Source organism: Prosthecobacter algae (genome assembly GCF_039542385.1).
Taxonomy (GTDB): Bacteria; Verrucomicrobiota; Verrucomicrobiia; order Verrucomicrobiales; family Verrucomicrobiaceae; genus Prosthecobacter; species Prosthecobacter algae.
Genome location: NZ_BAABIA010000002.1, coordinates 775,435 through 797,089, shown reverse-complemented (window position 1 = coordinate 797,089; position 21,655 = coordinate 775,435). Strand labels below are relative to the sequence as shown.

Below are 21,655 nucleotides of genomic sequence, written 5' to 3'. Positions count from 1 at the left end.
AGAACTTGGCGACAGCCTTCACGCGAATCTGTCGTGCTCGGGTGAGTTCTTCATGGGCGAATAAGCACTACAGCCCGAGTGCTAGGTAAAGCACTCAAAAAAGCTTGACACAACATTTTTGTTGTGTTGCTTATAAGCACGCCCAATGATTCCGCCTCACGATCAATTCGGACTGTTGCCCCCAGGGCTGCACTGGACAGCTGACCCTAACGAGTTGGCCAAACGATTCGCAGTCGGAGCAAGACGACGTCGACTTTTCGACGGCTTCATTGAAGGTGCGTATTTGCTCCGATTGGCAGGCTGCCGATTTGTGTATCTGGATGGTAGTTTCGTAACAACTAAAGAATTACCGGAAGATTTTGACGCCTGCTGGGACCCATTAGGGGTACAACTTGAAAAGCTTGATCCAGTGTTTTTTGACTTCAATAATTTCAGGCAAGCTCAAAAAGCAAGATTTGGGGGAGAGTTTTTTCCGAGTGGAGCTCAAGCCGAAGGACCAGCACGAACTTTCTTCGAATTTTTTCAAATTAATAAAGATACCGGTGCTCCAAAAGGACTAGTGGCATTCAAACTTTCTTCACTCCAATGATCAAGAACGAAAGACAGTACCGCATATCAAAGAGCCAGTTGGATCGGTTCGTTGAAAGAATAAGTGAAATTGGCACTAGCGAAAATGCCTTCGCAGAGATTCACCGAGCTGCACATCAATCTGAAATTGATATACTTAGCCTCCAGATTTCAGAGTATGAAGCCTTAGTGAGGGGGGATATATCAGTATTTTCTGTTTCGTCACTAGATGATCTTCCTTCATCGCTAATTAAAGCCCGCATCGCCAGAGGCAAGACTCAAAAAGAACTGGCCGCAATATTGGGTTTGAAAGAGCAACAAGTGCAAAGATGGGAGGCAGATAACTATGAAGCGGCGAGCTTGGCAACTCTGAAATCTGTCGCTACAGCACTTAATGTTGGGGTAGCCAGCGATCTGATTGTAATGAAATCAGCAAGCGATATGCCGAGATTGTTCCATCGTTTGGCGGCTTGTGGATTTGATAAGGCAATGCTAGCCAGAATACTTCCAGCTAATTCTTACACTGCGCTAATATCTGGCTTGGGTTCGGGCGAGGCCATTTGGAATGCCTTGGTAGAACTTAGCTCAGTATTTGGTATACCAATTCGACGGCTACTCGATGCTGACTCATCGCTTCCATTTGTATTTGGCTCAAGGGTTCGATATAAATTGCGCACCAACGCAGACAGCGAGAAAGTCGATGCATTTACAGTTTACGCTCATTATGTCGCTGCGCTTGCGTGTAAAGCTTGTGAACACGTACCGATGATCGCTATTCCGCAAGAGTGGTCGAGTTTCAGAGATGCCATACTAGCAGATTTTGGCAAAATAAGCCTTCAGTCAGTTTTGGATTACACTTGGAATTGCGGGATTATTGTCATTCCTATTTGCTATAGCGGTGCATTTCATGGAGCTGTTTGGAAAATAGGTGGAAGACATGTAATAGTAGTCAAACAAACCACTAGCCAAACTGCTCGATGGTTATTTGATTTGCTTCATGAAATAGGACACGTAGTTAACAACCACGTCTCTGAAACATCAGCGGTGATCGAAATTGAACCCATTGGTCAAAAAGAGTCGGATACTGATGATGATGAAACTGTAGCAAATGAATGGGCAGAAGATGTTCTTTTTGATGGTGATAGCGGCAGAATCGAGAAAGCCGTGGTCAAAGCGGCCAGCGGTAATGTTAAGATGATGAAAGCCGCTATAGAGAAGGTTGCAGATACTTTCGAAATGGACGTAGGCGTACTTGCCAATCACATGGCCTGGAGGCTTGCGGATCAACAGATTAATTGGTGGGGAGCGGCCGAGAATCTTCAAAAAAGTCTGGTAGCCCCAGATGAGATCGTCAGAAAGGGTTTGCTCACTCATGTAAATCTTGCCGTACTAAATGAGTTTGATCGTGATATGTTTATTCGTGCAATAGAAAAACAATAAGGGGAGGCAACGTCTATGCCTAAAAAAAGAGAAAAGCTGGATATTAAATGTACGGACTTCAAGTGTGCTGAAGACGAACATTGCTTCAGTCCCAAGAAACCACCGAAAGAAAGGCGCCACTCACCCAGCATTTGCACGAATTGTGGAGCATCTCCAATTGAGTGGGACTTACTCCATAAACGAGATATTAACAACATCAGTATACTGGTTAGTAGCCTGAAAAAAGAGCACATACGCGCATACTTTTGGAGGAATGACATATCGTGGGTATCAAAACGTCGCCCCCTCATGATAGGTCGCCAGCGACTGGAAAAAAAAGTTCGTTTGCGGCTTAAAAAATCCATAGGCTTAGGACATCACTTTCGTGAAGGACAGCAAACTCCCTTGCTGCGAGACGATGATCCTATTCATTACGCACAACATGCAACAGCAACCTGTTGTAGGAAATGTGTCTTTTATTGGCATGGTATCCCCGAGGAACGGGATCTCCTGCAAGCTGAACTGGATTACCTTGAAAAGGTGATTTGGGCATATCTAAATGTTAAATTACCAGATCTGCTCAATGAAGAAAACCGGGTTCAATCTGAACTGGATTTGTCATTATGAATTTTAACAGTATAGACACATTACAGTACTCGTCTAAGTTAAGGACCAAGGCAATACGGCTGGATACTAAAGAGTTGCTTGTGGCAAAGTTAAGCGGCACAAGTCAAGAAACAGATATTACCGATCCAACCAATTGTGGAGGAGTCGGACGAATCAGGCATTTTCGTCGTTGGACTGCTTTCGGTTGGCCTGAAAATTCTTTGCCTATTGATCCCGCCAATCATAAGCTTGGAATAGATTCAGGAGATGTTGCCTTAGCTCAAGTCTTTCAGAACGCTGCATGTAACTGGCGATGCTGGTATTGCTATGTGCCATTCGATCTGCTCAAAGCGGATGAGCAAAAAGGCCTTTGGTTGACTGCCGATGAATTAGTAGATAGATATCGGGCGCACGAGCATCCACCGGCTATTATAGACCTTTCGGGAGGACAACCCGACCTTACGCCTGAATGGATTCCTTGGACCATGGATGCTTTGGAAAAAGGTGGATTGTCAGAAAAAACATTCCTTTGGTCCGACGACAATTTGAGTACGGACTTTTTCTGGACAAAGCTTAGCACGTCTGAAATTGACCGAGTGGTATCTTACCGTAATTACGCTAAAGTTGGCTGTTTTAAAGGCTTCGATTCGTCGTCATTTTCTTTTAATACACGTGCTGCCCCCGCTTTATTCGATCAACAATTCTCTATCTTTAAAAGAATTGTTTCCCTCGGTATAGATGTCTATGGATATGCAACCTTCACAGCCCCTGACAATAAAGCAATTGATGCTAAAATGACTGAGTTCGTAGATCGATTACAGGCAATTTCTCCGCTGCTGCCATTAAGAGTCGTGCCCCTTTGTGTGTCAGCTTTTCGACCTGCTCAAGACGAAATGAGAATTAACGCGGTCCATCAAAAATCGATGGAAATTCAACAGGAAGCCATTAAATGTTGGAATTTGGAGATCGAATCGCGATTTTCACTTCATCAACGAAATCTCCCAATTTATGAAGTGGCGATTTGATAGTCAGGTCCTGTGTGAATCAGATCCAATATTCGTCCGTCGTCTAGATGAATGTGTTCGAAGTTTTTGGACTGGGGATCATGAAAATTGGGAATCTTTTCTCAGGAGACTTCCAGGATACTACCCACTAGATGTCTGGCAGTCTCTCTCTCGCTTGAATCTTGAGAGTGGCGTCCTGGGAATAGCCGGAGCAAGTGTTGCTAGGCAGATATTCCCGGAACCCTTCCCAAACTCTCTAGAGCACCCCCTTGACTATGAATGGAGGTTTACCCAAGAGAGTATTCGCGATATCCTTGATTTTCTAACTCAGGAGATTGCTGGTTTCAAACAGCCGTCCGTTGCGTGCCTTGGTTGCCCCAGCATTGTGGTGGCAGGTGACGAAATAAGGCCATCGTGGAGCTGGTCATTGCTAGATCGTCGAGCCGATCTATTAAAATCTCAGATTAATTCCGCCCACCTCATGGCGTGTGATCTTACTAAACCCATCTCTACGCATCCGCTGGTGGATATTGCCGTGGTAGATCCCCCTTGGTATAACCATCTAACAAAACACTTCATGGTTAAGGCTCAATCAATAGTGAAACCTGGCGGGCTGATATTATTGAGTTTTCCGTTAGAAGGCACTCGATCCAGTGCTAGTAAAGAGTTGGCAGAACTGTTAAATTGGTGCAAGGAAGGCGGTTTAGAATTGAATCCATCGAATAAAATTCAACTACATTATAAAACTCCATTTTTTGAAAGCACTAGCCTCAAAGCCGCAGGGTTTAGTGCACGTATTCCCGCCTGGCGGAGCGCCGAAGTACTTATATTCCGAAATCGAGTATCCGATGACTGTCGGCTTACCTATAATGATGATACGCCTCGACTATTCACTACTGAGTGGAATGAATTCATTATCCAAGGTATAAAGTTTTCAGTTAAGAACTCTGGACGTAAAAAAGACGGTAAGCAAGGATGTTCAGGGGGCGCGTTTCTTTCTCCTGTTTGGCGAGAGGCTATTCTGCCGTCTGTTAGTACAAACTTTGTAGGGCGGGCCAGGGCTAATTTAGTGACTTCAGGAAATCGTTTTTTCGAATGCAGCGACCCATATTTGTTAGCAGAAATGTTGTTGGCGGGCCAGAATCGTGATGGCGGAATAAACATATCAACCAACGCTGGCGGTGAAAGAAACGCTCGTGAATTGAATTCAGTTCTACAAAGCGAAATCAATGATCGGACAACCTATTTGAAGGAAATGTATGATTGAAGGCCGGAATTCAGCTCTTAACAAACTAAAGGCTGCGCTTGCAGATGATAAGCAGTGGGCGGATATTCTGGACTCGGTTGATGAACTCATTAAAATCCACCTGGCAGTTTTTGTTGAACCCTATTTTACATTTATTTCAGAGGGGAAAAAGTCTATTGAGACCAGGTTTTCAAAGAATCGCATTGCTCCTTTTGAATGCATAGAAAAGGGGGATATCATTCTTTTGAAAAGATCTGGCGCAGGAATAGCCGGTGTGTGTGTTGTCGATCGAGTTTGGTTTTATCATTTATTGCCGGGTTCATTAGATCAAATCAGGGAGCAGTTTGGCAGGGGAATCTGTCCTTCGAACTCTGATTTTTGGGATGAGCGGCTGAGTGCGTCGTATTGTTCGCTTATATGGATCACATCATTCCGATCTTTCGAAGATATTCCATTCAAGAAATCAGATCGAAGGGGATGGGTAATATTGAAATGATGGAACAAAGCCATGAAGTCAAAAAATAATTTGGTCGTTTTTGCTGGTCACACTGGGTCAGGTAAAACTAGTATTTCCAAGCCGTTCGCCTTGTCGCAGGGCCTTAAGTGGACGAGCTTCGGGAACGTTGTTCGTTTTGAAGCTGCAAGACTTGGTATGTCTACCGAGGATAAACGAGTTCTTCAGACTATAGGTCAAAAAATGGTAGAAAATGAACCAGAACACTTTTGCGATTTGGTCTTTGAGTCGTTGGGCGCAGATTCCAATAGTATCGGTGTTCTTGACGGTCTACGCCACAAGCTGATTCTTGATCTTTTGCTTGATCGCGTGGGGGACAAATATCTAAAGTTGGCCTATGTCGATGTTGATAATATCATTAGACACCAGCGACTCTTTGACAGCCGTGGGTGGCTTAAAGAACAGTGTGAAGAATACGACGCTGATGTCACCGAAATTGAATTAATTTCGTTTATTCGTCCTAATGCTGACGTGATTATCTATAATTCTGGTTCTTTAAGTGAATCCCTAGCGCAGGTTGATATATGGGCGCTAAATTTTAAATAAATTAGGTCCTCTTTTCTGGGGTGGTCTGCCAACATGTTGGATCTGCTGCCCTTGTTTGTCCGAAGTTAGTTGGCCAACTATCGAGGCGACCATTGAAGACAATCATCAGAGCTAGACCAGCCACGACTGAAGAACCAATGCGACAAAGTTTCTAGCCAGCGACTCTAATCTTAAAAGACGAATAATTTTCATTGCTGGCGTGCTTTTCACTTATGGCCAACGGATCTGCACCAAGAATTTCCACGACTTTTCTGACTGAAAGATTGAAGGCACATAAAATACCGATCCATTTTTTGCCCCGCTCATGCTTTATCGCCTTGAACTTATGAATGGCACAAATGGTTTGGATGCCTTCAGCATGGACGGATGTTCTCCATGCATCCTGAAAAGGAGTGTGCGATTCATACAATTATCGGAAAGACGAGGCAAACCTTTCGCATCCTGCTTGATCTTCCCTTTTTGGCGATGATGCGTTTGATGCATGTTCAAATGAAACGCCTCTGGCAAATTCTCGCACTCATCCTTCTGGCCCTCATGGTGCCTGCGTCGATGTGTTGTCTGGTGCCATCAGCGGGAATTTGATGAGCCTCGGGGCCATCGACTTTGGCCTGATCATTGATGGCGCTGTGGTGATGGTCGAAAACATCGTCCACCATCTAGGCGAGCGGCAGCACGCGCTTGGTCGCAGGCTCACCGTCAGCGAGCGCACTGAAGAAGTGCTCAAGTCCGCCAAGAAGGTTGCCAATCCAATGTTCTTCGGTGTGCTGATCATCACGATCGTTTATGTGCCCATCCTCGCACTGCAAGGCATTGAAGGGAAATGTTCAAGCCCATGGCGCTCGTTGTCATGTTAGCTCTCGGTGGTTCGCTTGTGCTCGCGGTGACCTTGATGCCGGTGCTGTGTTCGTATTTGCTCGGCGGAAAGATTCAGGAAAAAGACAACTGGCTCGTCACTTTCACCAAGCGGCTTTACACACCGTTGCTAAACTTTGGCCTTCGCTTCCGCCTGCTTGTCGTGCTGCCTATGCTCGTCCTGTTCGGTTCCTCGCTCTGGGTGTTCTCACGGCTTGGTTCCGAGTTCATTCCGCAACTTGATGAGGGAGACTTCGCCTTTCAGCTTATCCGCAGCAGCAGTGCCGGGCTTTCCTCTTCGCTTGATTTGTAGAAACAGAGCGAGGCCGTCATTCGCCGTGAATTCCCAGAAGTTAAAGAAATCTTCTCCCGTATCGGCACGGCTGAGATCGCGACGGACCCGATGAACCCGAACGTCGCCGATACCTACCTCATGCTCAATCCGCGTGACCAGTGGCGGAAAGAGAATGGCACAATCATCAGCAAAGAACGCCTCGGTGAACTCATGCGAAAGGCATTGCTCGATCAGGTGCCCGGCCAAAACATCCTAGTTACCCAGCCTATCCAGATGCGCTTCAATGAGATCATGGCAGGAGCCCGCGCCGACCCTGTATGCAAAGTCTTTGGAGACTGTTACGATGAACTCGAACGTCTCGCCGGCGAAGTCCGCACTGCCATTGCCAGCATTTGTGGCGGAGGCGAGACGGAGTTCGACAGCATTGGCAAAAACCCCATGATTGAGATCCAGCCGGATCGCAAAGCCATGTGCAAGTTCAACGTCCATGCGGACGAATTGAACCGCCTTGTGGAAACCGCACTCGCCGGAAAAGAGGTCGGTACGTTCATTGAAGGAAATCGCCGTAGCTCCATCGTCGTCCGTCTGGCTGAAGACCGCCGAACAGATCTCGAAGGCATGAAACGCCTCGCTTTGCGTACCGAGGATGGCGGCATGCTGGCGCTCGGCCCGGTTGCCAAGATCGTGCTGGTGCCCCAACCTGTTCAGATCGCCCGTGAAGATACACAGCGCCGTGTCAGCATCCTGATCAGCGTGAGAGGGCGCGATACCGAGGGTTTTGTGGAGGAGGCCACAAACTTCATTCGCGAGACGGTCACATTCCCCGATGGCTATTACTTCGAGTTTGGCGGCCAGTTTAAGAACCTGCAAAAGGCCAAAGCACGGCTGCTGATTGTCGTGCCTCTCGCGCTCGCCTTGATCTATGTTCTCATTTTCCTGAGCTTTGGTTCATTGAGGCAGGCCACGCTTATCTTCATGTGTGTGCCTCTCGCCGTCACTGGTGGTATCTTCGCCCTGCACCTCCGAGCAATGCCTTTCACCATCAGCGCAGCGGTGGGATTCATTGCACTCAGCGGCATCGCCGTTCTGAATGGCATCATGCTCATCAGCTTCATTAACCAATTGCGTGGTGAAGGTCGCGAGCTGCGCGAGGCCGTGGTCGAAGGAACCCTCACCCGTCTGCGGCCCAAACTCATAACCGCCCTTGTCGCCAGCCTCGGTTTCCTGCCCATGGCGCTCGCCACCGGAGCCGGAGCCGAAGTGCAACGGCCCATCGCCACCGTCGTCATTGGTGGCATCCTCACCTCGACTTTCCTCACCCTGCTCGTCGTCCCTGTGCTCTACGACTGGATCGAACGAAAAACCAAACCCAGAATCAACGCCCTATAAAAACACTGCTAAATATCCTCCTCATCGCCGCCCTTTCAACCACTGCGGTTTTTGCTGATGCAAAAGTCAAAGCAGATCCCCGCAAGGGCCTTCTCCTTGAACTCGGCGATAAGCACGCCGAATTCTTGGTTGAGAAGAACCGTACCATCAGCATTGCTGTCTATGACGCCGCGCTGAAATCCCAGCCTGGCTGCCCCACTGAACTTACGGGTTGCGACCACCATCTAAAATGTTCAAATTTAATTTCTGGATGAGGCATTTTTATTCGTGCCCATTCGTGAAAAAACGATGGAATAAATTTGCCGTCAACATATCTTAGTGAAGTGAAGTCCTTTCTGAAACGCCTTTTCCCAGCCCTCGCCATCTTGGCCATGGCTTGCGCTCAGGTATTCGGATTGGAACGTGGTTTTGTTTGTGAATGTACTGGTGAACAGTATGTCACAACTTGGGATCACTGTGACGGCCCGCACAGCATCGGTTGTCGCGATCAAGTGTCCAACGCGGCTTCTCACAGCAAGACAGATCATTCGAGTGAGGGTACTCGGGAACATGTTCCATATAAGGAAGATGTGAAGGCCAATGCAGGCTCAAATCTGCATGTGGCCGTGCCTCAGCCTGTGATGACCGTCATGGAGCTGTTTGAGCAGTTTAACCTTGACGCATATGTTTTGGACCCAAGGTTAGCCTCCCTTCCACCGTTTTGGGAAACAACAGATCCCATACATGGTTGGCCGCACGTGCTATCGCGTGTGATCGTGCTGCGAGTTTGATTGTTTGAGAGCCTATTTAATGCCTGTCATCCACGATTGATGACCCGGGCTTATATCGCTTAACCGCCATTCGGCATGGGATGTCCATGCCCTGGCCCTCAAACTTTCCAGCAATGAAATATTCTTTAGCTCTTCTAATACTGTGCTCATACGCCAGCAATGCATCGGCGTTAACTGTCTCTTTTAACGATGTTGCCCCGCGTGTTCGGGGCCATCACCCATCACTCAAAGCCGCCCGAATGGCCGTGGAGGAGGCTCGTGGACGGCGGCTAGGCGCTGGCCGACTCTCAAATCCTTCCATGGGCGTTGAGTTTCAAAATGAAAGTCGTGTCAGCCCAAGATCCACAACTTTTTCCATTGATCAATCCTTCCCCATCACCCGCAGGCTGAGCTTGGAGAAAAGGCTCACGACCCAGCTAGTCGGAGCCGCCGAACTGGAGGTGCGCGATGTCGAACGCAAGCTCATCGCTGAGGCACAGACCCTAGTCGTACAATTGATCTCTTTGAACCAGCAGCGAGAGCTGCGAAAGAAGCAAACGGAGCTTGCCACAAAGCTGTCTGAGTTCGTCAAAAGCCGAGCTAATGCAGGTGAGCTTTCGCTCTTGGATGCTGCTCAGGCTCAGGTAGATGCCCAACGGTTGCTGGTCGAGGCACGGCGGTTACAAAACGAAAGTGTGAGTCTGCTAGGCACCCTCAAACCCATGTTAGGGCTGTCCCCCTCAGATTCCCTCACGATATCTGGAGACGTTCTTGCCATCACGATTCCTGGCTACGTCACGGGCTGGACGCAGCGGGCAGACTACCAGCTTGCCCAAACGAGGATCGCTGCTGCACAGACTGACACAGCTCTTGCAAAAGCGCGCAAGTATCAGGACATCAGTGCAGGCTTTTTCGCAGCGCGTGAACAGCAGGACGTCAGTTCCAGACAGACTGAGAGAACCGGATTTGTTGGTTTTCGCATCTCTCTACCATTGCCATTCTGGAATCGCAATCAGGGAGAGATCGCAGAAAAGACAGCCAGTGCAGAGCGTGCCCGTTTAGAAAGTGAAGCGCTGGGTCAAATGATCGTTAGCGAGGCGGATACCGCACGGAAGGAAATGGTGGCAAATGCAGATCTGGCCAAGGAGACCCGCGACAGGTTGCTTCCAATGGTCATAGAGCAAACCGCTAAACTCGAAAAGGCCTATGAAAGCGGACAGGCGGACTTGCTCACCATCCTTCGCGCCCGTGAGCAACGTCTTCAACTTGAAGCTGCCGCTTTGGACTCAGTCCGAGACTTCCACCTCGCACGCATCCGGTATGAAGCTGCGGTAGGCAAGCATGCTCCCGCAGCTTCAGCAACATCCGGCAAATAGTCGGTCAGTCACTTCACATTTTCTTATTTATGAAACCATCTTTGTCAGTATTCCTATTTTCCTTTTTGGCGGTCTCTGGCCTCGCCTATTCCGCAGCAGATCCCAAGCGCACCGCAAACACCGTCGTGCTGGATGAAACTGGGGTGAAAAATCTTCGGATTGAAACCGTCGAAGTAGAAGAAACCGACTTCGAGCAGACCATTTTTTCACTAGGTCGCATTGAAGCCATTCCCGCTAAAATTGCTGCTGTCAGCAGTCGCATCTCAGGGCGTGTGGTGGAGTTGAAAGTTGCACCTGGGGACATAGTCAAGAAAGACGATGAAGTCGCCAAGATCGAAAGCCGTCAGCCCGGTGATCCACCCCCGGTTGTCGCTTTGAAGGCACCCCTAGCCGGTTTGGTCACACGTGTGGAAAAACGATTGGGAGATCCTTTGGAGCCTGAGTCTTCACTTCTTGAGATCACTGATCTAAGCGAGGTATTTGCTGTAGCACGTGTGCCAGAGCACCAGGCTGGGCGCATGAAAGAAGGTACGGTTGCGCATATAAAGGTCGCCTCCTTGCCAAATGAGAAATTCGATGGCGAACTGCTGCGCTTTGGCACGAGCGCAGATAAGGCCAGCGGCACGATTGATGCCATCTTCCGCCTGACCAATCCGGGCGGACTGTTGCGTGCTGACATGCGTGCGGAGTTTTCCATCGTCCTGAGTAAGCGCAGTGAGGTAGTCAGCGTCCCACGTGCCGCCTTACAAGGTGAGGCCAGCAATCGCTTTGTCTATGTGAAGGACTTTGATCTTGCAAATGCCTTCGTCAAAACTCAGGTGCAAGTCGGTGAGATGAATGACCGCTTTGTAGAGATCACCCAGGGTCTCCTTCCTGCGGATGAGGTCGTGACACGCGGCGCATATTCTCTATCCTTTGCCGGAGCCAGCAGTGTGTCTCTCAAGGAGGCTCTAGATGCAGCTCACGGGCATGAGCACGCTGCGGATGGGGGGGAACTGACGCCCGAGAAAAAGGCTGAATTGGCAGCCAAGAATGCTGGCGCTGGTGACAATCACGGACATGACGAGGGCGGAGCCAGTCCCCTGTGGATGTATGCATCCATCGTGCTGCTGGTTCTGCTTCTGATTTCCATCTTCGCCAAAAAGAGTGGCCCCGGTTCTGCCGAAGAGGAAGAAACCGCGGTGAAGTCTAACAAGAAGGAGGTTCACTAGCCATGTTGAACAAAATGATTCATTGGTCGCTCTCCAATCGGGCGGTCATCATCGGTCTGTCTGTCGTCCTTATGGTCATGGGGTGGCGCACGGGTTCAAAACTGCCGGTTGAAGTTTTACCGGATTTGACCAAGCCCACTGTCATCATCCTCACCGAAGCACCAGGCCTTGCGCCAGAAGAAGTGGAGATGCGTGTCACACAACCTTTGGAAAGCGCTCTAATGGGAGTTGCTGGACTGACACGCTTGCGTTCTAATTCGGATGTTGCCCTCTCTCTGGTTTATGCCGAGTTTGGTTGGGATACGGACATCTATAAGGCACGTATGCTTGTTCAGGAACGCCTCCAAGGCGTGCGTGAACAGTTGCCTGAAAACGTTCAGCCTTTCATGACGCCCGTGGCTTCATTGATGGGTGAAATCCTACTCGTCGGCGTACGCTCGACTATCAAAGAAGGCGAGCCGGGATACGTCCCGCCTAGCGAGGTGCGTTCTCTGGCTGACTGGACGATTAAACGGCGACTTCAAAGTATCTCAGGGATTGCCGAAATCCTCAACATGGGAGGCGGTGTCAAGCAGATCGAGATCCAGCCCGACCCATTCAAGATGCAGGCTAACAATGTCAGTTTTGATGAGCTGGAACAATCCGCGACTGAAGCTGCGAACACTACTACCGGAGGCTTTTTGAATTCCGGGCCTACGGAGATCATGGTGCGGAATCTTGCGATGACGGTCCAGCTGAATGACATTTCGCGCACGATCATCAAGAAGATCAATGACCGACCGATTTCCATCGGGGACGTAGCCAATGTAGCGTGGGGGATAGAGCCGATGCGTGGCGATGCAACTGTAAGTCAGTCTCCAGAAAAATCGCCGACCTATGGGGTCATTATGTCAATCACCAAATCTCCAGGGTTTGACACCCGCAAGCTGACTGAAGAGATCAAAATGGCCCTAGATGAGCTTCAATCGACCTATCCGAAAGGAATGGAGACGACCTTGCTCTTTCAGCAGAAGGACTTCATCGATCATGCCATTGGCAACCTTAGTGAGGCGATTCGCGATGGAGCGATCATGGTGACGGTTGTGTTGTTCCTATTCCTGCTAAATTTCCGCACCACCTTCATCACCCTAATGGCCATGCCGCTATCGTTTGGAATCACGCTTCTGGTGTTCCAATGGTTCGGCATCAGCGTCAATTCAATGACCCTAGGCGGACTAGCCGTGGCTATCGGCATGGTTGTGGATGACGCGATTGTGGATGTGGAAAACGTGTTCCGCCGGTTGCGCGAGAACGCCGCTCTGCCAACACCTCACCCGCGTCTGAAAGTGATCGCCAAAGCCTCCGGCGAAGTTCGAAATTCGATCCTTTACGCGACGGTGCTCATCATCCTCGTCTTCCTGCCTTTGCTTGGCTTGAACGGCGTGGAGGGCAAGCTATTCGCTCCTATTGCCATCGCCACGATCATTTCAATGATCGCTTCTTTCATCGTTTCACTAACCGCCATTCCGGTGCTGTGCTCGTTTCTGCTGAATCCCAAAGAAGGTCACGAGCACAAGGACGGTTTCATCACCCGAAATCTGAAGTGGCTGTTGGAGCGAACCCTGTTGCGTTTCGCTCTGAGCCAACCGGTGATTGTCCTCGCCATTGCCATGGTTTTGCTTGTGGGTGCGTTCTCTTTGTATCCGAAGATGAATAAGGACTTCCTGCCTAAATTCCAGGAAGAGACCGCTCTTGTTGCGGCCACGACAGCTCCTGGCACGTCGCTGGATGAGATGAACAAAATCTCGGACGTGATCGAGCAGCAAATCCTATCCGTGCCAGAAGTGCGGAAGGTCGGTCGTCGTCTGGGTCGTGCTGAACGTGGGGACCATGTGGTGCCGGTCTCTACAGCCGAGTTCGATGTCGATTTCCGTGAAGCAGAGGGCGCGGCCAAGGGCGAAGGTCGCGGCCGAAAAGCGATCCTGGATGACATCACAAAAAAGATCAAAACCGTCCCTGGCGTCTTTGCTGTGGTCAGTGGCCCGCTTGCGGACCGCATCGGTCACATGCTAAGCGGTGTCTCCGCACCTGTGGCTGTGAAAGTTTTTGGCCCTGACCTCGAAAAACTCCGTCAAATCGGCATTGAGATTCAAACCGTCTCAAAGAGCATTCCCGGTTTTGAGGATACTAAGCTTGATCAGACATCCTACATTCCTCAGCTGAGAATCGAAGCCGATCGTGACAGAGCTCAGGCTTATGGCATCGCACCAGGAAAGCTTAACGAACAACTGTCTGCTCTCATTGGCGGCAAGGAGGTTGCTGAGCTGCGTGACGGTCAACGCGCCGTGAATCTCGTCATGCGCCTTCCCATCGAGTGGCGTGATTCGCCGGAAAAGATTGCCGAACTTCCAGTCGAAACGGGTGAAGGGCAGCGGATTCCCCTGTCGCTTGTGGCTGATGTGCGAGAAGCCAAAGGGCCTAACGTTATCTTCCGGGAAAATAGCCAGCGTCGTTTTGCTTTAGGCATCAAGCCGAGTGTGCGCGATGTCTCGAACCTCGTAGTGCGATTGAAGAAGGAGGTGGCTGAAAAGGTCAAGCTGCCAGAAGGCTACTTCATCACCTTTGAAGGTGAGTTCCAGGCGCAGGAGGAGGCCACACAACGTATCGTTGTTTTCTCCTCGGTTGTCTTTGTGGCCGTCTTTTTGATGCTATTCGGTTACTTCCGTAGTGCGTCCCTGGCCCTTCAGGTTCTGGTGAACATACCGCTCGCGCTCATGGGCGGATTGGCCTTCACCTATCTGAAGTTGAACAACATCAGCATTGCCACGCTCGTCGGCTTTATTGCAGTCGGTGGGGTCGCCGCCCGCAATGGCATCATGATGATCTCTCATTACCTGCATCTCATGCAGCATGAGGGGGAAGGCTTTACCAAAAAGATGGTTATCCGAGGGACCTTGGAACGACTCGTTCCTGTGCTCATGACTGCGCTCAGTGCGGGTATTGGACTGATCCCACTGGTATTGGCGGCCGATCAACCGGGCAAAGAAATTTTGCACCCGGTGGCTGTCGTCATTGTCGGCGGCCTCATCTCATCAACCTTCCTCGATATGGCAATCACGCCTGCGATGTTTTGGCTGCTCGGCCGCAAAGCCGCGGCCAAAGCCATCGAGCTAGACGCCGCTGCCTCTCACTAAACCATTTCCAACGCAGAGGGAGCTTCAGGGCTTCACGCTGCCGAGGCAAAACGAACCAAACGAAAGACAATCGAACCCATGAAAACCAAATTATTCACAGCCTTGCTTACCCTGGCTCTCGCCTTCTCAGTCAATGCCGCTGATAAACATGACCACGAACATGAAGGCAAAGCTGGCCCAACCGGTGGCAAGCTCATCACGGAAGTCGAACCACATGTTGAGTTCTTTGTGAACAAAGACAAGAAGGTCGAAATTCGTTTCATTGATGATGACATGAAAGTCGTCGCCCCAGGCGAACAGGTCATCAGTGTCACCCTCGGTGATCGCAACTCTCCTACCAAACTTACCTTTGCTAAGGATGGAGACAAGTTGATCTCTGACAAGGCCATCCCCGAGGGCAGCGACCTTCCAACAGTGGTGCAGATCAAAGCCAAGGCTGGTGAGAAGGCCGTGACTGAGAAGTTCAATCTGAACCTCAACGACTGCCCCACCTGCAAGAACAAGGAATACGCCTGCACCTGTGCGCACGGTGAAGAGGAGAAAAAGTAACCTCACACGCCTGCGTCATGCCACAGCGCCGTCCCACCGTGAGGGCGGCGCTGCTGGCTGGGGGCACACACAGTCATGCAACACTCGATTCTCTTTCTCTTTGTCGCTCTCCTTGTGAGCTTCTGGCTTCCTTCGACCGCCGAAGCCAGACACCCGCGAGGCAGCACGATGACTGGCGTTGTCCAGAGCGTCGATCATGCCTCCCGCTGGATCACTTTTGCCCGCGCTGATGGCGCATCCAGACGATTCGTTTATGGGAAACTCGCCAGGTTTTGGCATGGCACGTCGGACTCATTACCTTCTTCTCTGAATCCCGGCATGAACGTCCAACTCAATCTACACAACCCTCTTTTCGGCCCGGACTACGCCACGCAGATCGTGCTGCTAGCGGCACTGCAAAAGTGACTCTCCTTTGTCATGAACGACGAACCACCATCCAAGCTCACGCCGCTATCCAAAGCAGCGATCTATCTTGCCGGAGCAGCACTGGTCGTGTTCCTCGCCGGACTGATAACGGGCGGCATCGGCTCGCACCGTCCCGGCGAGGAGACAGGAGACTTTATCGCCCTCGTGCTCTGCCGCATCCTCAGCCCGCTGCTTGTCTTAAGCGCATGGCTGGCGGGATTCGCCGCCGTGCTCCGCCGCCCCTCAGGGCCAGTGTGGAGCGCCGTCTTGGTCATGGTGTGCATCCTGATCTTTATCGTGCTGATCTGCCTCAGCGCATGGCGCGGCACCGCTGCTTTTCACCTCAACCCATTCTTGTCATGAACCATTTTCGCTTCATCAAAAACATCTCGCTTGCTCTGGTTGCAGCATTGTTCGGCATCACCACCACTCTTCAGGCTCAAAACACAAGTTCCGTTCGAGTTTCCGCCACCTTGAAAACGGAGCATGACGATCCCAAGGGAAGCATTACCGAGGTGGTGAAGAAAAACCTCGAAATCGAAGTGTACGGCAGCGCCGCAGTTCAGGGTGAGGTTAAAATCACCTGCACTTTTTTCTCGGATGATCTGGCCACCAAAAAGATCACCGCCATGAAGCTAGATAACCTCAGGGCCACCTTAGTTGCAGGCAAGAGCACTCCCCTGAAGTCACCTGTCGTGACCTTTAGTTTCACGCCTGAACATTCCGAGCAGTCCGGCACGGGTAACCGCGCCAGATACAAGCGCGTCGATGCCGTCGGCAAGCGCTACCACGGATGGGCCGTGCAGGTTTACAGTGCTGACCGCCTCGTGGGCGAGGTCTACAGCCTGCCCGCGCTCAAGACCCTCATGAACCGTGATCGCTGATGCTACGACTCACCCGCCATCTCCGCTTTCTTACCGTGCTGCTTGCCTGCTTATCAGTCGGGCTGCACTGGAGCGCTGTACAGGTGGTGGGCTGGGTGGGCATGGCGGTGGAGTTTTCCCGCACACGCCCTGTCGCAGACGCGCTGGAAATGACTTTCGACGGAAAGCATCCGTGCGACCTGTGCAAACTGGTTCAGAACCACGGACCGCTTTCAGAGGACGATCCTCAAAGCCGCCCGGAGTCCAAATCGGAACTCAAACTTCTCGTTGCTTCCATTTGGGAGCAACCGCTCTTCTCTGTGAAGCCACCAGCAGAGATCGCCGCATTTCCTGATGAGCCTAGACGGGCCTCACTGGCAAGGGAACGTCCACCTGTGCCGCCGCCTCGATACGATCATCGCCTCTCTTGACCTTTGAATGTGCCCCCCACGGTCGGGGGCTGGCTCCGCGCTTGTCCGCTGCGGGCCGTTTTTATTTCCATCCGCTCACCGGGCCGTCGGTGCGGCGACCTTTCTTATTCATTCATGAAACACAGTCTTTTTTCTCTCTCAATCATTGCCACCATCTTCACCGCTACCACCGCCCGCGCCGACCACGGCCCCGGCACCTCCGGCAGCGGCTTCACCACGCTCACGGCTGAAACCTTGAAGCCCGGCCAGTTCTCCAGCTCCTTCCAGTTCGACTGGACGGAGTTCGATGGACTCGGCGGGGACATCGAGGGCGTCGATCTACTCGACCGCTCGTTTCTCACCACGTTAAACATCGCTTATGGCGTGGCGGAGAACTTTCAGCTCGGCCTCACCTACGGCTACTATGCCGCCGAGGGGAACCGCGAGCTGGAAGGTGGTGACATCGTGACCTTTGATCCCGATGGCTTCACCGACCTCTGGCTCACGGGCAAGTATCGCTTCTACCAAGGCCCAGCGGGGCAGCTCGCACTCATCGGAGGAGTGAAAGCACCCACGGGTGATTCAAGCCTCACCAACACCGAAGGCGAGCGCGTGGAGCCCTCCGCCACTGCTGGCACCGGTGCCTGGGATGGCCTCGCAGGACTGGCTTACACCGTGCCGCTCAGCGCGGCACTCACGCTGGATGCCAGTGCGCTCTACACCTTCCGTGGTGAGCGCTACGACTACCGGCTTGGTGATCGTCTCGACCTCGGCACCTCGCTTGCCTGGCGCGTGTGTGGTGATGCCAAGACCTTCCCCCAGGTCAGTCTCGTGGCTGAGGCCACATTGCGCCATATCGCCAAGAGCGAGGAAGAAGGTGAGAAGGATGCCAACACGGGCGGCACCGTATTGTTCCTTTCACCCGGCGTAAAAGTATCCTTCACAGAGAAGATCGCCGGGAGCATCGGTATTCAGCTCCCGGTGCTGCAAGACCTCAATGGCCGTCAGGTCGAGACACAGTTCCGTCTCATCACTGGCGTCTCCATCGCCTTCTGAAGCATGAGCCGAGCATCCTTCATGATCCTCGCTGCGGCGCACATCCTGATCTTAGGGTGTGCGCCCTTGCCGCCCATCCCGCCCGCAGACGCGCCCGTGCAGCAGTGCCTCGTCTGCCGTCATAAGCGCGACTTCTCCTGCCTAAGCGTGCCCGCTGTCCCCAGCACACCGCACACTCAACACGCGGGCCGCACCTACTGGTTCTGTGGCGAAAGCTGCCGCTGCGAGTTCGAGAAGCGGCCTGCTTCTTTTGTGCCCAAGTCTTGATTCCACCAAATGTGAAAACAACACGCATCCAGCAACCAACAAAAAGCCCATCGGAGATCCCGCTCCGATGGGCTGTGCTGATGAGTTCACCAAGTCCTCAACACTCCTTGCTAGTGGCGACCACCATGACCGCCAAAGTCAAAATGAAATCCTGGAACGCTGATGTGTCCCCGGTTGCTGCTGCCGTGATGGCTGGAGCCACCATGACCAGAGCTGTGTCCACCGCCATGACTGGAACTCGGCCTGTGAGGCTGGTAGCTACCGTGCCGGGAGTTGTGGCTACTGCCATGCCCGGAGCCGTGATGACTGGAGCTGCCACCGTGGCCGGAACTGTGCCCGCCGCGGCTGGAGCCATGACTGGAACCGTGTCCGCTCCCATGGCCGGAACGGCTGGAATGATGATCTCCCGCCTGCACAGCGGCAGAGGTGAAGACAGCAAAGCTGGCAGTGACTGCCAAAAGGGTAATGAGCTTTTTCATGGTGCGTTGTTTTTTGATTTGAGTCGTTGCCGCCAAAAACGCGGCACATCAGTCGGACGCAGCGCCAGTGAGGCTATTCAGCGGCATACCATTTTTTAACCATTTAATTTATGAGCAAAGAAGACACACACTCCCCTGAATCCAAATCTCACGGCTCCTGCGAACATGGGCATGATGACACTCATCTGCCCCGCAATGCACTCGTCATCGCATCGGGGGCGCTGCTCGGGAGTGGGATGCTGTTGCAATGGCTGAAGCTAGGCCCCATGCTGCTGCATACGAGCTGCTTTGCATTCGCCACACTGGCTGGGGGTCTGCTTGTCTTTCCTGCCGCCTTCAAAGCGCTGAAAAAAATACGGCTCGATATGAACGTGCTCATGACTGTGGCCGTGACGGGCGCATGGCTCGTGGGAGAAGGGGCTGAAGGAGCGGCTGTGGTCTTTCTCTTTGCTCTGTCTGAATTGCTCGAGTCCTGGAGTGTGGGTCGTGCGCGACGTGCCATCGCCTCCCTGCTGAAACTCACGCCGCAGACCACGCTCGTGCGCGATGCCGATGGTGTTACCCAAGAAATGCCCGTGGCAGAAGTCGTCGTGGGAGCGGAGATCAGCGTGCGTAGCGGCAGCAGTGTTCCTTTAGATGGCGAGGTCATCACCGGTGAGTCTGCCGTGAATCAAGCGCCCATCACTGGCGAGTCCGTGCCAGTGGAAAAAAAGCCCGGTGATCCTGTGTTTGCGGGCACCATCAACGGCGAAGGCTCCCTCACCGTGCGTGTCACCAAAGCGGCAAGCGACAGCACTCTCGCCCGCATCATCAAGCTCGTGGAGGAAGCCGAAGAACAAAAGGCACCCACACAGCGCTTTGTGGACAAGTTTGCTGCCATCTATACACCCGCGACTTTTATAGTGGCCTTGTTAGTGGCCCTGCTGCCGCCATTGTTCATGGGTGGCGCTTGGTCCGAGTGGACTTACCGTGCACTCGTGCTGCTCGTCATTGCATGTCCCTGCGCTCTCGTCATCGCCACACCGGTGTCGATTGTATCCGGTCTCACCGCGCTCGCACGACGTGGCGTTCTCATCAAAGGCGGTGCTTATTTGGAAGCCGTGGGCAAGTTGCGTGCTCTCGCCGTGGACAAGACCGGCACCATCACGCAAGGCCGCCCCCAGATCACCCGCGTCATTCCCATTGGCGATATAGCAGAGGAAGATGTACTGCGTCGTGCCGCTGCCATTGATGTTCATTCCGAGCACCCGCTGGCGAAAGCCGTCGTCGTTGCTGCACAGGCCAAGGGTATCACCTGGATCGAGTCTTCTCAGTATAAATCCGTTACGGGTCGAGGAGCCACCGCCATTATTGACGGTCACCCACACTTCATAGGCAATCACAAAATGGCGCATGAGCTGGGGCTATGCAGTCCAGAGATCGAGGCCCGCCTAACTGAGATCGAAAACAAAGGCCAGTCGCTAGCCATCCTCGGCCACGCTCCGCATGAAGGCTGTAATGGCAAAGTGCTGGGTATTCTCAGCATAGGTGACACCATCCGGCCAGAAGCCGCCAATGCCCTCGCCCTGCTACATGGAGCGGGCATCGAAAAAGTTGTCATGCTCAGCGGCGACAATCAGCGCACCGTCGATGCCATCGCACGTCTTGCAGGCATTGACGAAGCCTATGGCGACCTCATGCCTGAGCAAAAGATCGAGCACATACGCCGCCTCATGACCGAGCATCACTACGTCGGCATGATTGGCGACGGAGTGAATGACGCTCCCGCGCTGGCCCTTGCAAGCGTCGGCATCGCCATGGGAGCCATCGGCAGCGACACAGCAATCGAAACCGCCGACATGGCCCTCATGAAAGACGACCTTACCCGCGTGGCCGAAGCCATCGCACTAGGCCGCCGGACCCTGAGCATCATTCAGTTCAACGTCACCTTCGCCCTTGTCGTAAAGGCCATCTTTCTCATCCTCGCCTTCACCGGTCACACCAGCCTGTGGCTTGCTATCCTGGCAGATACTGGCGCGACATTGCTCGTCATCATGAATGCCCTCCGGCTTCTTGGCGCTGCAAGAACTACCAAGTCGTAAGTACATGAGCAAACGCCCCAACAACAAGAAAGACCTCGCACCCTCCGCCAAGTTCACACTAAGTGAAAAGGCCTTTTTTATTGGCTTTATACTCCTGCTTTTTGGTGTCCCTGCGTTCTTCATACATCGCCGCGCCATTCACGATCAAACTGCGTCCATTTCAAAGACAGTGCTGAAATGGAAGAACACCTATCACATCAACGACGAGCAGGTGGAGCGTATCAAACAGATCGAACTCCAGTTCCATGGCAACGGCAGTCCATTAAGCAGCAAACCCACCCGCACGAGAAAAGAAAAGTACCTCCATCATCAGGAAATCAGTTCCCTGATGGCACCTGAAGATGGCGCTCAATTCATGAAGGCGATGGAAAAGAACGGTGACAGGCATTGAGCGGCTCTATCAATGGCCAGGCCGCCAGTTGTCTTGTTGTCCGTCACACCAGCAACAGCTGTAGTCGCGTCATTGACAACCTTAGTGAATGCTCATTATCAAACTTGTGACAAGCGTTAAGCAGCGGATTTGCTGATTAAATCAGCAACGTCCTCTGAGCGATAGCGGATAAGTCTTGGGCCGAGATAAATTGGGGTCAACAAACCT

The 21,655-nt window shown here is 52.1% G+C and carries 22 protein-coding genes and 1 pseudogene; 21 read left to right on the top strand and 2 right to left on the bottom strand.

Going from position 1 to position 21,655, the window contains the following annotated elements:
• The first annotated feature begins 145 nt into the window (after window positions 1–145).
• The 9 genes and pseudogenes from ABEB25_RS06610 to ABEB25_RS06570 all read left to right on the top strand — a co-directional run bounded on the left by ABEB25_RS06610 (window position 146) and on the right by ABEB25_RS06570 (window position 8,438).
• Window positions 146–589, top strand: coding sequence for a DUF6932 family protein (locus tag ABEB25_RS06610; RefSeq protein ID WP_345735595.1), 444 nt, complete (start codon window positions 146–148; stop codon window positions 587–589).
• Entirely contained in the window at window positions 586–2,007 is a 1,422-nt protein-coding gene (locus ABEB25_RS06605) for a helix-turn-helix domain-containing protein (RefSeq protein ID WP_345735594.1), read from the top strand. Before ABEB25_RS06610 ends, ABEB25_RS06605 begins: the two co-directional genes overlap by 4 nt.
• A 15-nt stretch (window positions 2,008–2,022) precedes the next feature.
• Window positions 2,023–2,613 carry a DUF4186 family protein gene (locus tag ABEB25_RS06600; protein ID WP_345735593.1) on the top strand — a complete coding sequence of 197 codons (591 nt, stop codon included), beginning with the start codon at window positions 2,023–2,025 and terminating at the stop codon, window positions 2,611–2,613.
• On the top strand, window positions 2,610–3,617 hold the full coding sequence (locus ABEB25_RS06595) for a hypothetical protein (protein ID WP_345735592.1): 1,008 nt from the start codon (window positions 2,610–2,612) through the stop codon (window positions 3,615–3,617). Before ABEB25_RS06600 ends, ABEB25_RS06595 begins: the two co-directional genes overlap by 4 nt.
• Window positions 3,601–4,863 carry a hypothetical protein gene (locus ABEB25_RS06590; protein ID WP_345735591.1) on the top strand — a complete coding sequence of 421 codons (1,263 nt, stop codon included), beginning with the start codon at window positions 3,601–3,603 and terminating at the stop codon, window positions 4,861–4,863. Before ABEB25_RS06595 ends, ABEB25_RS06590 begins: the two co-directional genes overlap by 17 nt.
• Window positions 4,856–5,338 carry a hypothetical protein gene (locus ABEB25_RS06585; protein ID WP_345735590.1) on the top strand — a complete coding sequence of 161 codons (483 nt, stop codon included), beginning with the start codon at window positions 4,856–4,858 and terminating at the stop codon, window positions 5,336–5,338. The genes ABEB25_RS06590 and ABEB25_RS06585 overlap by 8 nt, the downstream gene beginning before the upstream one ends.
• Window positions 5,339–5,350: 12 nt before the next feature.
• A complete protein-coding gene (locus ABEB25_RS06580) occupies window positions 5,351–5,902 on the top strand; it encodes a hypothetical protein (RefSeq protein ID WP_345735589.1) in 552 nt (183 codons plus the stop codon).
• 375 nt (window positions 5,903–6,277) lie between these two features.
• Window positions 6,278–6,484 carry a hypothetical protein gene (locus tag ABEB25_RS24470; RefSeq protein ID WP_425571981.1) on the top strand — a complete coding sequence of 69 codons (207 nt, stop codon included), beginning with the start codon at window positions 6,278–6,280 and terminating at the stop codon, window positions 6,482–6,484.
• Window positions 6,484–8,438 (top strand): annotated as a pseudogene (locus ABEB25_RS06570) (efflux RND transporter permease subunit). The gene ABEB25_RS24470 and the pseudogene ABEB25_RS06570 overlap by 1 nt, the downstream one beginning before the upstream one ends.
• A 35-nt stretch (window positions 8,439–8,473) precedes the next feature.
• On the opposite strand, the gene ABEB25_RS06565 reads toward ABEB25_RS06570, so the two are convergent.
• Window positions 8,474–8,662 carry a hypothetical protein gene (locus ABEB25_RS06565; protein ID WP_345735587.1) on the bottom strand — a complete coding sequence of 63 codons (189 nt, stop codon included), beginning with the start codon at window positions 8,660–8,662 and terminating at the stop codon, window positions 8,474–8,476.
• Between the two features lie 845 nt (window positions 8,663–9,507).
• Here ABEB25_RS06565 and ABEB25_RS06560 point away from each other — a divergent pair.
• From ABEB25_RS06560 to ABEB25_RS06520, 9 genes are all read left to right on the top strand, one after another.
• Window positions 9,508–10,563: a TolC family protein gene (locus tag ABEB25_RS06560; protein WP_486360835.1), complete on the top strand. Its 1,056-nt coding sequence runs from the start codon at window positions 9,508–9,510 to the stop codon at window positions 10,561–10,563.
• A 29-nt stretch (window positions 10,564–10,592) separates the two neighbouring features.
• Window positions 10,593–11,774, top strand: coding sequence for an efflux RND transporter periplasmic adaptor subunit (locus ABEB25_RS06555; protein WP_345735585.1), 1,182 nt, complete (start codon window positions 10,593–10,595; stop codon window positions 11,772–11,774).
• A 2-nt stretch (window positions 11,775–11,776) separates the two neighbouring features.
• A complete protein-coding gene (locus ABEB25_RS06550; RefSeq protein WP_345735584.1) occupies window positions 11,777–14,947 on the top strand; it encodes an efflux RND transporter permease subunit in 3,171 nt (1,056 codons plus the stop codon).
• 78 nt (window positions 14,948–15,025) lie between these two features.
• Window positions 15,026–15,496: a hypothetical protein gene (locus tag ABEB25_RS06545; protein ID WP_345735583.1), complete on the top strand. Its 471-nt coding sequence runs from the start codon at window positions 15,026–15,028 to the stop codon at window positions 15,494–15,496.
• 75 nt (window positions 15,497–15,571) lie between these two features.
• Entirely contained in the window at window positions 15,572–15,901 is a 330-nt protein-coding gene (locus tag ABEB25_RS06540) for a hypothetical protein (protein WP_345735582.1), read from the top strand.
• A gap of 12 nt (window positions 15,902–15,913) precedes the next feature.
• Window positions 15,914–16,264, top strand: coding sequence for a hypothetical protein (locus tag ABEB25_RS06535; protein WP_345735581.1), 351 nt, complete (start codon window positions 15,914–15,916; stop codon window positions 16,262–16,264).
• Window positions 16,261–16,785 carry a hypothetical protein gene (locus tag ABEB25_RS06530; protein ID WP_345735580.1) on the top strand — a complete coding sequence of 175 codons (525 nt, stop codon included), beginning with the start codon at window positions 16,261–16,263 and terminating at the stop codon, window positions 16,783–16,785. The genes ABEB25_RS06535 and ABEB25_RS06530 overlap by 4 nt, the downstream gene beginning before the upstream one ends.
• A gap of 524 nt (window positions 16,786–17,309) precedes the next feature.
• Window positions 17,310–18,230, top strand: coding sequence for a transporter (locus tag ABEB25_RS06525; RefSeq protein ID WP_345735579.1), 921 nt, complete (start codon window positions 17,310–17,312; stop codon window positions 18,228–18,230).
• Between the two features lie 3 nt (window positions 18,231–18,233).
• Window positions 18,234–18,497 (top strand): hypothetical protein, encoded by a 264-nt coding sequence (locus ABEB25_RS06520; protein WP_345735578.1) that lies wholly within the window; start codon window positions 18,234–18,236, stop codon window positions 18,495–18,497.
• Window positions 18,498–18,594: 97 nt separating this feature from the next.
• On the opposite strand, the gene ABEB25_RS06515 is transcribed toward ABEB25_RS06520, so the two are convergent.
• Entirely contained in the window at window positions 18,595–18,852 is a 258-nt protein-coding gene (locus ABEB25_RS06515) for a hypothetical protein (RefSeq protein ID WP_345735577.1), read from the bottom strand.
• A 40-nt stretch (window positions 18,853–18,892) separates the two neighbouring features.
• On the opposite strand from ABEB25_RS06515, the gene ABEB25_RS06510 reads away from it, so the two are divergent.
• From ABEB25_RS06510 to ABEB25_RS06500, 3 genes are read left to right on the top strand one after another with little or no spacing between them, the layout of a single operon-like run.
• Window positions 18,893–19,075, top strand: a complete 183-nt coding sequence (locus ABEB25_RS06510; RefSeq protein WP_345735576.1) for a hypothetical protein — start codon at window positions 18,893–18,895, stop codon at window positions 19,073–19,075.
• 11 nt (window positions 19,076–19,086) lie between these two features.
• Window positions 19,087–21,057 carry a heavy metal translocating P-type ATPase gene (locus ABEB25_RS06505; RefSeq protein WP_345735575.1) on the top strand — a complete coding sequence of 657 codons (1,971 nt, stop codon included), beginning with the start codon at window positions 19,087–19,089 and terminating at the stop codon, window positions 21,055–21,057.
• Window positions 21,058–21,061: 4 nt separating this feature from the next.
• Window positions 21,062–21,448: a hypothetical protein gene (locus ABEB25_RS06500; protein WP_345735574.1), complete on the top strand. Its 387-nt coding sequence runs from the start codon at window positions 21,062–21,064 to the stop codon at window positions 21,446–21,448.
• Window positions 21,449–21,655 lie beyond the last annotated feature (207 nt).

What these genes read in the sequence shown, in the direction of transcription:
- ABEB25_RS06505 (WP_345735575.1), top strand. Translation starts at nt 19,087, where the DNA reads ATGAGCAAAGAAGACACACACTCCCCTGAATCCAAATCTCACGGCTCC.
- ABEB25_RS06610 (WP_345735595.1), top strand. Translation starts at nt 146, where the DNA reads ATGATTCCGCCTCACGATCAATTCGGACTGTTGCCCCCAGGGCTGCAC.
- ABEB25_RS06560 (WP_486360835.1), top strand. Translation starts at nt 9,508, where the DNA reads ATGGGCGTTGAGTTTCAAAATGAAAGTCGTGTCAGCCCAAGATCCACA.
- ABEB25_RS24470 (WP_425571981.1), top strand. Translation starts at nt 6,278, where the DNA reads ATGCATCCTGAAAAGGAGTGTGCGATTCATACAATTATCGGAAAGACG.
- ABEB25_RS06545 (WP_345735583.1), top strand. Translation starts at nt 15,026, where the DNA reads ATGAAAACCAAATTATTCACAGCCTTGCTTACCCTGGCTCTCGCCTTC.
- ABEB25_RS06580 (WP_345735589.1), top strand. Translation starts at nt 5,351, where the DNA reads ATGAAGTCAAAAAATAATTTGGTCGTTTTTGCTGGTCACACTGGGTCA.
- ABEB25_RS06515 (WP_345735577.1), bottom strand. Translation starts at nt 18,852, where the DNA reads ATGGCTCCAGCCGCGGCGGGCACAGTTCCGGCCACGGTGGCAGCTCCA.
- ABEB25_RS06525 (WP_345735579.1), top strand. Translation starts at nt 17,310, where the DNA reads ATGAAACACAGTCTTTTTTCTCTCTCAATCATTGCCACCATCTTCACC.
- ABEB25_RS06600 (WP_345735593.1), top strand. Translation starts at nt 2,023, where the DNA reads ATGCCTAAAAAAAGAGAAAAGCTGGATATTAAATGTACGGACTTCAAG.
- ABEB25_RS06565 (WP_345735587.1), bottom strand. Translation starts at nt 8,662, where the DNA reads ATGGTGGTCGCAACCCGTAAGTTCAGTGGGGCAGCCAGGCTGGGATTT.
- ABEB25_RS06500 (WP_345735574.1), top strand. Translation starts at nt 21,062, where the DNA reads ATGAGCAAACGCCCCAACAACAAGAAAGACCTCGCACCCTCCGCCAAG.
- ABEB25_RS06595 (WP_345735592.1), top strand. Translation starts at nt 2,610, where the DNA reads ATGAATTTTAACAGTATAGACACATTACAGTACTCGTCTAAGTTAAGG.
- ABEB25_RS06535 (WP_345735581.1), top strand. Translation starts at nt 15,914, where the DNA reads ATGAACGACGAACCACCATCCAAGCTCACGCCGCTATCCAAAGCAGCG.
- ABEB25_RS06540 (WP_345735582.1), top strand. Translation starts at nt 15,572, where the DNA reads ATGCAACACTCGATTCTCTTTCTCTTTGTCGCTCTCCTTGTGAGCTTC.
- ABEB25_RS06605 (WP_345735594.1), top strand. Translation starts at nt 586, where the DNA reads ATGATCAAGAACGAAAGACAGTACCGCATATCAAAGAGCCAGTTGGAT.
- ABEB25_RS06590 (WP_345735591.1), top strand. Translation starts at nt 3,601, where the DNA reads ATGAAGTGGCGATTTGATAGTCAGGTCCTGTGTGAATCAGATCCAATA.
- ABEB25_RS06520 (WP_345735578.1), top strand. Translation starts at nt 18,234, where the DNA reads ATGAGCCGAGCATCCTTCATGATCCTCGCTGCGGCGCACATCCTGATC.
- ABEB25_RS06585 (WP_345735590.1), top strand. Translation starts at nt 4,856, where the DNA reads ATGATTGAAGGCCGGAATTCAGCTCTTAACAAACTAAAGGCTGCGCTT.
- ABEB25_RS06555 (WP_345735585.1), top strand. Translation starts at nt 10,593, where the DNA reads ATGAAACCATCTTTGTCAGTATTCCTATTTTCCTTTTTGGCGGTCTCT.
- ABEB25_RS06510 (WP_345735576.1), top strand. Translation starts at nt 18,893, where the DNA reads ATGATGATCTCCCGCCTGCACAGCGGCAGAGGTGAAGACAGCAAAGCT.
- ABEB25_RS06550 (WP_345735584.1), top strand. Translation starts at nt 11,777, where the DNA reads ATGTTGAACAAAATGATTCATTGGTCGCTCTCCAATCGGGCGGTCATC.
- ABEB25_RS06530 (WP_345735580.1), top strand. Translation starts at nt 16,261, where the DNA reads ATGAACCATTTTCGCTTCATCAAAAACATCTCGCTTGCTCTGGTTGCA.